This is a genomic window from Lentimicrobiaceae bacterium (assembly GCA_023227965.1).
Classification (GTDB): Bacteria; Bacteroidota; Bacteroidia; order Bacteroidales; family JALOCA01; genus JALOCA01.
Map to the genome: position 1 here is coordinate 16,998 of JALOCA010000002.1, position 12,836 is coordinate 29,833.

The 12,836-nt window shown below is 38.7% G+C and carries 8 protein-coding genes; 1 reads left to right on the top strand and 7 read right to left on the bottom strand.

What is annotated here, in order from left to right; all coding sequences use genetic code 11:
* Positions 1-75: 75 nt before the first annotated feature.
* Complete coding sequence (locus M0R21_00940; protein ID MCK9616382.1) at positions 76-912, top strand: arsenite methyltransferase; 837 nt, start codon at positions 76-78, stop codon at positions 910-912.
* Between the two features lie 627 nt (positions 913-1,539).
* Here M0R21_00940 and M0R21_00945 read toward each other — a convergent pair.
* The 7 genes from M0R21_00945 to M0R21_00975 form a co-directional block, all read right to left on the bottom strand.
* A complete protein-coding gene (locus M0R21_00945) occupies positions 1,540-2,103 on the bottom strand; it encodes a hypothetical protein (GenBank protein MCK9616383.1) in 564 nt (187 codons plus the stop codon).
* Between the two features lie 6 nt (positions 2,104-2,109).
* Positions 2,110-4,377 carry a T9SS type A sorting domain-containing protein gene (locus M0R21_00950; protein MCK9616384.1) on the bottom strand — a complete coding sequence of 756 codons (2,268 nt, stop codon included), beginning with the start codon at positions 4,375-4,377 and terminating at the stop codon, positions 2,110-2,112.
* 326 nt (positions 4,378-4,703) lie between these two features.
* A complete protein-coding gene (locus tag M0R21_00955; protein MCK9616385.1) occupies positions 4,704-6,125 on the bottom strand; it encodes a hypothetical protein in 1,422 nt (473 codons plus the stop codon).
* Positions 6,126-6,670: 545 nt separating this feature from the next.
* Positions 6,671-7,813, bottom strand: a complete 1,143-nt coding sequence (locus M0R21_00960; GenBank protein MCK9616386.1) for an IS4 family transposase — start codon at positions 7,811-7,813, stop codon at positions 6,671-6,673.
* A gap of 140 nt (positions 7,814-7,953) precedes the next feature.
* A complete protein-coding gene (locus M0R21_00965) occupies positions 7,954-9,033 on the bottom strand; it encodes a hypothetical protein (protein ID MCK9616387.1) in 1,080 nt (359 codons plus the stop codon).
* A 22-nt stretch (positions 9,034-9,055) separates the two neighbouring features.
* Positions 9,056-11,047 carry a TonB-dependent receptor gene (locus M0R21_00970; GenBank protein MCK9616388.1) on the bottom strand — a complete coding sequence of 664 codons (1,992 nt, stop codon included), beginning with the start codon at positions 11,045-11,047 and terminating at the stop codon, positions 9,056-9,058.
* A 75-nt stretch (positions 11,048-11,122) separates the two neighbouring features.
* Positions 11,123-12,823 carry a DUF4465 domain-containing protein gene (locus tag M0R21_00975; protein ID MCK9616389.1) on the bottom strand — a complete coding sequence of 567 codons (1,701 nt, stop codon included), beginning with the start codon at positions 12,821-12,823 and terminating at the stop codon, positions 11,123-11,125.
* Positions 12,824-12,836 lie beyond the last annotated feature (13 nt).

Below are 12,836 nucleotides of genomic sequence, written 5' to 3' on the forward strand. Positions count from 1 at the left end.
ACTCTGGAAGGTTCGCTTCCGGCGAACTTTACCAGGTCAAAAACCAAATAATTAATAACCATTAACAAACAAATCATGAAAACACCTGAAAAAATCAAAGAAATCGTACAGGAAAAGTACGGACAAATTGCTAACCAGAGCAAAGCTCAAAATGAAACCTCCCTCTGCGGATGCGGCACCTCCTGCTTTGGCGTTGAATACTCTGTATTTAACGAAGACTACAAAAATCTGGAAGGCTACAACCCCGATGCCGACCTTGGCTTGGGCTGCGGATTACCTACCGAATTTGCCCTGATAAAAAAAGGCGATACGGTGATTGACCTTGGCTCGGGAGCCGGTAACGACTGCTTTGTTGCCCGTGCCATCACCGGCGAAACCGGAAAAGTTATCGGCATTGATTTTACGGAAGAGATGATCAAAAAAGCCCGTGAAAATGCCGAAAAATTAGGTTTCAACAATGTGGAATTTCGCTATGGCGACATCGAGAAAATGCCCGTAACCGCCAATAAAGCCGATGTGATCGTAAGCAACTGCGTGCTGAATTTAGTTCCTGACAAGCAGAAAGCCTTTGCGGAAATTTACCGTGTACTCAAACCCGGCGGACATTTCAGTATTTCCGATGTAGTGCTCAGGGGCGAACTTCCCGAAAAGCTGAAGGATTATGCCGTAATGTACGCCGGATGTGTTGCCGGTGCATTGCCGCAGGAAAACTACCTTGGCATCATTGCCACAACAGGCTTTAAGGAAGTAAAAGTCCAAAAAACCAAGGTTATTACCCTGCCCGACGAAATCCTGCTGCAATATCTTGATAAACAAGAACTGGATGCTTACCGCAACAGCGAAAACGGCATTTTCAGCATCACCGTGTATGCCGAAAAACCGGGTTGCGGATGTGAAACGGGACGTTGCTAAATAATTTATTTAATTATAATTCAGTCAGCGATTTAAACTCTGACTGAATTATTCATCCTATTAATCTAATATTTTACCCTTTCTCACTGATCTGACGAAGCAGTTTTTCGTTTAAAATCGTTATTTCGCGATTTTTAATTTCGAGGATTTTTTCATTATGAAATTCAGTAAGAATGCGACTGGCACTTTCCCGTGTAATACCGGTCAAATCTGCCAGATCTTGTCGCTAAATAGGTAATGTAAACGTGTTGGAGTTATAAATTTGGTTTTTTATCACTTTGAGTGGGTAACATAGTAAGGATTGATTTTAGAGAAATTGGTATAAAGATGACTTCCAGGAACAGTCCGGAAAATTACCGAGGCATATCAACATCCATTATTGCCTGCTACTTAATCCAGGCTCTGATTATAAGATATTTAAGCATCCTTTTTGTTTAGTTATATATACTGGTTGTATGATTTTATAAATACAACAAAAACCATTATGGTAGTGGATATTCTGATGATTGAAATAGCATTCCTGTATCTTAGCTCTAAGGTTGCTGTATGATAGCTGTATGCTCCATAAAAAAAGAAGTAGTTTCTTCATATCGAAAAAGCTACTTCTTTTTAAAAAGCATTTAACAATTAAACTTCTTTTTCCTGTTCAGTAAGGTTACCCGGAATGTCAGATACACGAATAATGATTTTATCTCCTTCCAATGAATCGTTTACAGCCGTTGCTGTATATCTCCACCAGATGCTGCCTTCCTGCAGAGTAGCAGAACCACTTTCTACCTGTGTACCATCGGCATTTTGAATGATTATGGTAACTTCTTTTACTTCAAAATCATCAACGGCACGAATCTGGATGTAACTGCCGGGCTGACCGATATAATGGCTCACGTCTATCTCATCAATATGCGGAGCATTCATAAAATCGGCTACTGCTACATTATAGGCGGTTTCACCCTCTTTTGCAGAAGCTTCATAAGCTTCTTTGGTTGCCTCATTTGCTATTGCATTTTTTGCATAAAGTACTGCTTCCTGAAAGTGTAAACGGTGCCGTTCCTGTGCTTCACTCCATTCGGTTGTTTTCTTTTTAGGGGCTTGAGCTACATACGTTTTTCCTCCACGATTACGGAATACAATCAGGTTGCCCAGCTTCCCGCTGAGCCCTGTTGTTACAATGTTGTTTCCTACTTTTGCCATAATTGTTTACTTTTTATAGATTATTTTCTTGCCGGCAATGGTTTTGTGGTTGCTAACTAATTGAATGAAATATATCCCGGAGGGGAGGTTCAGTGATTTCATATTCATGCTTTGTGTGCTTTCATTCGTGACAGGGCCGGAATAGACAACCTTACCTAATGTATTCAGAATGTTTACGCTGCAGGGCTCATTGCCCGGGTTTTCAACAGTAAGAATGTCAGTTACGGGGTTGGGGTAGAAGCCACCGGATGAATTAACGGGTTCTTTCACACCTACCGTATTATTGATTTTGAAGGCAGGCGAAACAACCTGTTCCTGCTTGTTTCCGGCAGCATCCGTACAAACGATCCTTACATCGTACCAAACATCATTTCCCGCGTTTTCAATTCCTTCCAGTGAAGCCTCGTAATAGTCTCCAAATGCAGGCATTTGGAAATACTCGGGATATTTGGTGAGTTCGAGTTCTGTCCAATCATTCTGGTCGTACAGGCTGTAAGATAATTCAACCGTGTTGCCTTCTTTATATGCGAAATGGGATGATCCTGGTATGAATTCAAAGTCTCCGGCAGCCAAACGTACAGTTCCTTCAGCGGCAGAGGTAAAGCGGTCTGTTACTTTACCGGATATGTTGCGGAATTGCAGCATCTGTAAAGTAGGGGGAGTTGCATCTTCTGCTTCTTTGTCAAATATCACCTGAGTAATATTTTTACCGGCCAGGCCATCTACTTCAATATTGGAGTTGGTAAAAGTAGCCTCCAGAAGGCCGCTGTCGGGCAGGAAAAACTGCATAAAATCAATATAACTCCCGGAGAAAACGACATTGCTGTTTTGTTTTATTTCGACATGGGTATTGAAAAAATCACTTTCCCTTGTTTCGCCATATCTTCCTTTGTATTGCGTCTTAATCCTTACCCCTCTAACAGCTGAGACAGCGATTGGCGTATTGTTTCCCTGTTTGATATCCAAATTATCTGTTGAGGTGAACGAGAATTGAGGATGAAAAGGCAAAAATTTAAGCCCGGTTTCCGTATTGTAAAACGCATCGCCTAAGAAATACTGACCAAAAGAGAGATTTCCGGAACCATAGATAACTTCATTATCGTTTCCTGCCACGATGGCATTGCTGGTGATTAAAAAATCTTCTTCTCCACACTCGGGGTCTATTATTCCTCTATAATCTACCATGCTTGGAAAAACAAGCCAATCACTTGGATTTTCATCAAAAGGATTGTTTAGGTAAACTCTAAACCCTTCTTCGGGGTCTATCCCATTTCCTCCCATATTGGAAACCATCCAACCTCCTAAAAAACACCCTTCTTCCCAGACACTCAGGGTTGAAAACCCGGGATAAACGGCCCCTGCAGCTTCTCCCAACGGGCTTGGTTGAAACTTTTCCTGGAGGAATACCCAATCTTCGGGGTTGTTTTCCAAGTTAACAGATTCGGAAATTCCCGTCAATGTTTCATATTTGGTGAAATAATTGTCGCCTTCATATCCCATTCCAAATATGGTTTGTATGATGGAGTAACGGTTACTTACATCCGAAATATAAAAATTCCACACCGGTTCTTCATCTTCCGAATACCTACCGCTCCAATAATAGCTAAAATAGGCAGGAACAGAGTTGATAGGAGCAAAAAATAAGGAGCGGTCGGCCATTACCCCGGCGTTTCCTCCTGTAATAGTGCCTGTCCCGGGGTCATATATACCGGGTTCCAAAGGTTCTCCCGTTTCGTTATATATCGCGGTTGTGATGTGGTTGTCTGCTTCGGCCACATCGACCTCTATGGTGGTCTCTTCCTGGACATCCACAAGTTCTTTTATTACAATATGGCTTGTGCGGCTTGTGACCCCGCTGGTAAAATTAGCATAGATATCATAGCTGCCCGGTGGCACGTTTATGGTAACCGGGTTGGCTCCCTCCCAGAAAGCGCCATTCATATAACCGGTTTCATCAAAAACATTTATTACCCAAGGGGCTTCATATTGATCTGGGTCGAAAACCAAATTAATGTTTAAAGTAACGTCATCTACACTTTCCTTACCAACGAGTGTATTATTCTGGCCGGGCAGGTGGTTGAGGGTATAAACTTTCCTGCCGTTTTCATCCAAAATTTTTGTGTAATCATTGGAGTTAAAATAGTGCTTGTACTTTACGGAAGAGCCAGGCATTACCTGTGAATTTTCTTCTATAATTGACTGAGCGTTCAGTCCGCCATTGTTTGCCAGCAGAAAAACAATGACCATGAATTTCAAAAAATAAAAATATCTCATAGTAGTTAAATTTAAATGTTCTGCAAGAATACCTCATGTGATAATATAAACAAAAAAAGCACCTACCTCAAATCTCCTTTTTGCAAGGGAAGACACTTACCTCAAATCTCCTTTTTAAAGATTTTGTTTTACAAATTACAGAAAAACAGATAATGAACTACCTCGCTGCAAGCAGAGGGATATCAAAAAGAAAATTTATTTTTCTAAACACACCAAGGTGCGGGGAATAAACCCAAAGATCCCTCGGCAAAAGCCCGGGATCAGTTCGACTTTGTAATTCCAGTTCTCCGTCAGTCGACGGATCCTGAAATCACAGTCTCACTGATTTAAAACAGGCTAAACCAATTGTATATATCTACACCTTTGGGTATGTTGAGCTTTTTTCTGATAAAATACTTCTTATTTTGCACAGATTTGAGTGTGATAAATTTGTATCTGGCAATCTCGTGAGAGGGCATTTTTAACTTCAGCAAGGCGCAGAATTCAATATCAGACTGAATGATTTTCGAATTTATCTTAAGTAGTTTTTGAGTGAAATCGGGAAATACTTCGTCAAAATAGGGCATGAATGCCAGGTTATTTTTTTTCAACATTTCCAGAAGTCTTGAATAATCCTCCCCGTTTTTGCTTTCAGGATTTTCCTTCAAATACTCTTGGCTGATTTTCTCCTGGCGGGTCAAATTCCAGTTTTTCCTGATAATGAAAAACATAAAGATTGCCATCAACACAAGAAAAAAAACAAGCGCATAGATATATTGGTTTTTTTGTGTCTTTCCATTTTCATTCAGTAAGTTATGCAGGGATTTATTTTGATTTTCAGAGATGTCCAGTTTCAGTGAATCCCGTTTTGTTTCGTATTCTTTAACCTTTTCGCGCTCATTCAACATCCTGTATGCTTGAATGATATTATCATACAATTCTAAAATATTCAGATGATTTTTGTATCCTTTAACTTTTTCGGCTTCTTTAAAATATAAAACGGCATTTTTGTAGTCCGCTTTTTCCGTGGAAATCCGCCCCAACACCAAAAAATTAGAAAATTGGATATCATTTATGCTGTTTCCTTTATCTTTTGAAACAGATAATTTAACGTAATATTCTGCCGAATCTATATTTTTCAGATCAATAAAAACTCCGCTTCGGTTTGAATAGTCAATATACCGAAATTTTTCTTTCTCTTTTTCGTCCGTGAATTTTTCATACTCATGAGCGCTCAGTTTGAGATATTTGAGTTGATTTTCATAATCCTTTTGAAAATAATAATAATTAGAAAATGATATGAAAAGATTTACCCTTGTAAGGATAGTTATAAAATCTTTATTTTCAACCTTGTTGATAATATTTTTACCTTGTTTTAATTCCTCAAATGCTTTGACATAAAGTCCATTAAAGGCATAAGCGCTGAAAAGATATAGTTTTGCAGAAGTCTGATAAACAGGATTCTGGTAAGATTCCGCTTTTTGAAATAATAATTTTGCCGTAATCATTAATTTCTCAAAATTATTTTTCGATTCGTAATAAACACATTGAGTCGAAATAGCACATAATTCTGCTTCCTTATTTTTTTCGTTTTGTGCTTCCTGCATGATGATTGCAGCCTTTTGAAAAGCCTCTTCGGGCCTTGTAAAGACTAATCTGTCGTTCTCATATGCTCTTTTCAGTAAATCTTTTTGGGCAGTGGTTTCCTGCGAGAAGAGCATTGCGGTTCCCAAAAAGAAGATTGCCAATATTGCATAATACTTTATCATAAAAACAAAATTAAGTTTTTTATCACCTAATCCTTTTTTAAAAACCGGTTTAGAGTCTGTTTTATGCTGCTCTTTTTGAGGTAGATTATTTTTAAACCCAAATCCGTCATTAGAAAGTGCATTAAATTGTTTGTCAAATATTTATATTATGAATTTTCTAATGACCATCATTAGAAAATTCATGATTTATTTCATTGATTAAATGTATGATACTTCAAATTATTAGAATTTAAATGACGGATCTGAGATGATCAAATAGACCATATCTTAACCTGGTTGCTAACTTGTTTACACATGAACCCAATCGCCTTTTCAGGTAAATAAAGCCAATAAAATTAGATATGTTTTATACACCTTTTCAACCTTTTTAAGGTACATATTATTTAATGCAATTATAAGAATATTTTTTCAACAGATTATCAAATGAACCTGAAATATTTTGAAAAACTTTTTTTGCTTACATGGGCGTATGCAGTTTTGCTACTTTTATATTCTACGGAATCACTACTGATGCGTTAAAATTAATCACAAAATAAATCGTATTGTTATTTGACATTTTGATTGGCTTGTACCTCGGTAAGCAGTTCCTTAACTGAAGTTTTATCGAAAGCAGATATTCCTAAAATTTGCATTGTTTCGTAAACCGACAAGTTGGTTTTGAGTGAATGCTTGATATATGCCACAATCAGATAAGTGCAGATAGCCACCCATATATGAATGTTTACTGCATTTTCTGAGTGACCCCATAATCTTTTGATGGTGAGGTTCTGCTTTATCCATTTGAAAAACACCTCTATTTGCCATCGATTTTTGTATAAACGTGCAACTTCAAGGGCCGATACGTCAAAATTGTTGGTTAAAAACACGAGCAATAAGGCTTTTTCTTGGTCGTAATATTCAACAAGCCTAAGGTTCTCCGGGTAAAGTTTTTTAGACTTATACCCATTAAGTTTGATGGTTTTATCACCTTTTAACCCCATTGAATCATCAATATTGAAGTTTCTTTCGATTTCAATATAATCGAGCGATATTTTTGCTCTGGTTACAAAATATGCCCCTACTTTATGGATATTGTACAATGCGAGAAAATCGACATAAGCCTTATCCATCAAATAAATAGCATTAGAAACTGGAATGATCTCATCAAGTGCGTTGCTGTCATGGTATTTACCATCGGTAATAAGGATAAAGGTCGGTATGCTACCCCGCAAATCAAGCAAGGTATGGACTTTTATTGCACCCCGTGAGTATTTTCCAGGTGCCCATTGGAACAACTTGATGCTAAGCGATATCGTTGTCGAATCTAAAGCAAACACATCATTGTCAATGTCGATATTGGAGATTGGGGTATCTTGATAAAGAGGTCTTTCCAGTTTTATCAGATACTCTCCAAAATCAGCAAATATGTGCCAATTACGATTTTCATTTGCCCGCGATAAAGTTGATTGTTCAACATGTTGCTTAATACCCAGATGATAAAGCTTCTTCTTGTGAGCTTTAAGACATAAACAAATATCACGTAATGAATTAAGAGAAGTCAGTTGACCAAAGAAAAGTTGTAAAAACTGGTTCCAACAATTCAAATTTCTGATCCTGTGGTCACCATTATACCGATTTACACATTTTTCAAACTCATACCTGTTGACAAATTGTAAAAGCTGGGTGAATACATACTTACCTGAATTCATAATCATGCACTTAAAAAAATGCAAAACTACAGGTCAATTCAAATCAAAAAATCAAAGAACGATTATATTTGTTTTTATATCAATTATTTACAACTAATTTTGAAAAGTTAACGCATCACTAGTATTCATTGATAATGTTTTTACTTCCAAATAGCAATCTGTCCCGGGTTTAATCCTGCACGAAATGAATATTTTTTCTTCCCTTGTTTATCAAAACAATATACTTCACCTGTATTGATAAATCCGTGTGCATCGCTAATGAATACATCACCTGAATACTTATCCACTGCTATGCCATACACGGTTTCTATTTCAGTACCATCGCTGACAAACTGATTGCCGATAAGTTTCTCGTTTTTAACATCAATCAACATAATTTTTGAGCCGGAGCCAGTAATGTAATCGTAATAATAAACATAAGCTGTATCGCCATTAATGGCGAGGTTAAGTGCTTCCAGGTCGGGAAAGGTATATTTCAACTGGTCGGTTTTGCTATCAATTACCTGGAGGCACATTTTTATTTTTCCGTAATTACCACGTGAGATTACGTATAAATCACCATAATCATCGGCAACGATGCGGTAAGGATTGATGCGAACAGTAATTTTCTTAACTTCAGATTGTGTGGCAATATCTATCACCGAAACAGTACTATCGTAATCCGGAGCATCCAGTCCACCGGAATTGGAAACATAAATTTTACCGTTTGTTATAGCGATTCCGTCAGGATTATTTCCTGTAGTAATGTAATTTTCTATTTCGAGTGTTGCTGTATCCACCACGGCTACCGTTCCATCGAAACTGCAAACGTAGGCTTTGTTTTTATCGAAAGCAATGTACCGCGGCTGGCGTGGTGTATCTCCATTGAAAAAAGGAATTCTTTTTATACTCACACCTGAAGCAGCATCCACCACTTCCAACTGGCTCGAAACATTTACCACGATATATATTTTACTTCCGTAAATGGCAATGTCATTACCCGTATCGCCAAGTTTACGACCGTTTTTAGCAAGGAAATAATCCGTTTGAGCCGCTGAATCGAAAAAATTGAAAAAGGTAAGCGAAGCATTATTCATGTTGAAGAGTCCCTCGTTGAGCACATAAATCGCTTTTGCAGGTTCATTACCGGATTGCGGGTCGTCCGGGGCAGATGGTTCTTTTTTGCACGAGGCAAACAAGAGCGGCAATAACAGCAGGGGTAAAAAATATTTCTTTATCATATTCATACAGAAGGTTATTGTTTTAATATACTACGGTTATGGCAAAAGCATAGGCGCGTCCCGGCATGGGGAAACTACGTATTACTTCATATTGGGTATCAAATAAATTACTGATCTCTCCTTTCAGTCTTACAGAATATAAGGTTCTTTTTATTTCATAGAGCAAAGACACATCGCTCGTCCACCAGGAAGAAAGCATATTCTCATAAATATTTTCTCCAAGCACATAGCGATAGCCATTATACAAAGCGTTATAACTTAAAGAAAAAGAACGATAGGTTGCGGAAGCCCTTGCCGAGAAAGTTTCGTAAGGGATATATGGAATTTGCTGATTGTAAGTGGAAGAGTTCTCGTCCGTAACATCAGTAGCTTCCTGGTAAGTATAATTACACGAAAGTGCATAGCTGATATCCCAAAGCGGGCGGGTTTTCATGTCATACTGCAATTCTGCACCCCGAACATCCACTTTACCAATATTCCGCATCGACCAAACAAAAAGATTTTTGGTAGGAACAGCCACAATTTTATCCTTTACATAATTGTAAAAAGCATCCGCTTTCAGCGACACATAATCAATAAAGTCAAAATTACAGTAAGCTGTCAGCCCAAGGTTGTATTCCCTGGCATATTCAGGATTCAGTTCATTGTTTCCCACAAGGGTATAATATAAATCGTTGAAAGTAGGCATACGAAAGATGTCTTTGTAAAGGAATCGTATTCTAAGCGAAGGAAAGTCCATCAGCTTGTACCCGGCAGAAAACGAAGGACTGAGAATGCTTCGCGAAGGTGCAGATTTTCCCTTTTCTGTTTCGTCGTGCACCAACGTAGCAAGCAGGTTGCCGTTACATTCTATTCTGTTACGTGAATACTGCAGGGCAAAAACATTAAGAAAAGAATAACGGATCGGGGTAACAAAATCATCCAAATTAGCATCCAGCTTATTTATAAAGAAATCAGAAGCCAATGATAAACGAAGCGAATCAACCGGTTTCCAGGCAACAACCTGCGAAAAATAATATTCCTGCTGAAGATAATGATTATCCAGTTTTCCACTTGTATTCAGGTAGTCCGGGTCAAGATAGCGCAGCCAGTTACGCGAAAACTTCAGGTTGGTAAGCCATTCCCAGTGTTTTTTATTGTTACTGCGGAACTGAAGATTGGCAAAAAAGTCGCTGTTCCAAAGCCGTTGCGAGGCAAAGGGATTGTAATAAATTACTGCACCCGGTAATCCCCTTTCCGAATTGTAATAATATAGTTTCAGCGAAAGCTTAGAACTGTCGCAAAGCACCGAAACCACACTTCCGTTAATGTTCAGGGATTCTATATCAGAATTTTTCCGTTTTTGCGTAGAATCATGGTTGTTACCATAGTCTATTTTTACCGGATAATCTCCGGCAGCACTGGTATAATCGAAGGAAAAATCAGAATAAGTAGTTTTATTCCAACGATTTTGTATGGTAAAAACCGGATTAAAAAGACCGAAAGAGCCTGCTTTTATTCCGGCTTTTACATTTATGTTTTTATTGATAAAGGCAGGTTTTTCTGATTGTATGCTGATGATGCTCGCTGATGCATAATAACGTGCAGGCAGACAATGGGCAGAACTCTGTCCAATAATCAAAGACACATCGTTGGAATTTCCGGTTGATACTTTTCCCAGGTCAATTTGTCCGGTAGCCATGTCGCTGAAAGGTACGCCATCCATGAATACACCTGTATGATTGGCTCCCAAACTTCGTACCATCACCGTTTTTAAGCCACCTATACCACCATAATCTTTGAGTGTAACCCCTGAAAAAGTCTTAATGGCATCGGCAGCAGTATTTCCGGCAATCCTTTCCAGTTCAATTTTGGTAAGGGTTTGCATGGGAGTTATTGACTTGTCTTTAAGCAGTGTTTTTGTGCCGGTTATTTCCACGCCTTTTAGCCGGAGCGTATCCCTTACCGGTTTCTGGGCAAAAGATACTCCAAAGCTAAAGCTGATACATAACAATACTACAAACCGGCAATTCATTGCAAAAATTTATATAAAAGCTCTGTGCCTTTCGATTTCGCTCAAGGCACAGGGATTTTTAATTATCAGGTCTGATTATTTTTTTATTAGTTTAACTGTACTTATTTCCGTTCCATTAATTACCCTCAGCAGGTAATATCCTGGTTTTAATGCAGAAGTGTTTATCATAAAAGATGCCTCCGTACATTTCTTACACAATAACTGCTTGCCGGTAACATCCAGCAAAGTAACTTCACTTTCTTTGGCATTGCTTACATAACAATAGTCAGCACATGGATTGGGATAAACATGAATATCTGTTTTTGCAACAGGATTATCGTTAATACCATAAGTACCACTTGGCAACAAGGCTAAATTATCCATGCAAAAATAGGCAGGAGTATTTATTCCGTATAAACCGGCATCGGTTGATTCAACGTAACAGTCCAGTTTCGTTACCTCATCAAGTAAAGAAAGGTCAACCCACCGCCAGTCTTTTACCACATAATCCTGTGAATTATCTTCAAAACGATAATCGGCAAGATAAAAAATTACGGAATCGGTAATGATATTCTGGCTATCATATCCGCGTACGATCAAACGGTACCAATCCGGGTCGTTGCCTGTGACTCCGCCAAATTTTTTGGCATAACCATCTCCGTTGATCATCGAAAGAGCCGTATAAGTATCATTTGTAACATAAAAACCTGAAATATGATGCGAATGATTATCCGTAAAATTGATTTCTGCAGGGATAGGTACATTACCGTTCATCCAGTCGGTAGCAACAAAGCATACGGCATAGTTGGTAGAATCGCCATCCACGCCGGCAGTTTCCAGGGCATCCCTTGTATAGGCACTGTATTGGTTAGTATAACCTGCTGTTGACGTATCGTTCATCGAACTGTAAGCAAAACCATTCCACGAAAAATATGTATTGTCGTAAGTATTGGAAAAATGAGCCACCCCGCTGTTGAATCCGCCGGTTCCATCGGAACCATTCCAGTAAGAATTGGCATCTAAAGTCAGATCGTTAAATGTTGACATAAGATAAGGTGTTCCGGCATGGATAATTCCTACTGCATCCAGGTCGAAGCCACAGGAATAATACGGTGTAGGCCAGGGATCATTAACTTTATGTCCTTGCGAATCGTAAGAGCAGTAAGGTTCAAGAATATTTCCAACCACATCTGTAATCTTAACATAACGTATATTGTTTATGTCTAAATTGGCAGAATCAGCAAGGTCGGCAAGATCGAAAGGAGTACCATAACCCTGACGGTATTTCCCTGCGAGGTTATTAATCTTGGTAGGATTCAATGCATCATAGCCTCCTACCTGGGTAGTTTCATCGGTAAGCGATACCGATGGAAACCTTACGAAATGAGTACCATCAGAACTTACTTCCACAAAAGCAAGTTCGAGAAAAGCATCACTAAACCCATTTTCAAACACGGCAAAATCAAATCCATCCCCGTTAATGATAGTACGGTCAAAGGTTAATATGGCATAACCACCATCACCTAAGCTTGCTACGTCCATAGAACTTTCCTTTGCCTGCCCTAATGTGATGGAAGGCGTTCCGAAAGAAGCATGATTGTAACCTCCGTAAGTTATAGTAGGATCATCTATTTGAATCAATCCTCTGTGTACCTCGCAACCCGTAGCCCAGGATTGAAAAATGGCAGAATCCCATTTGATAGCCGTAGAACCTTCCTGACCGGCAGCGGGAGGATATTGAGCAAACAGCAATATGGACGAAAACATTAATAAAACGGATAAAGTAATTTTTTTCATTGTATAAAATTGT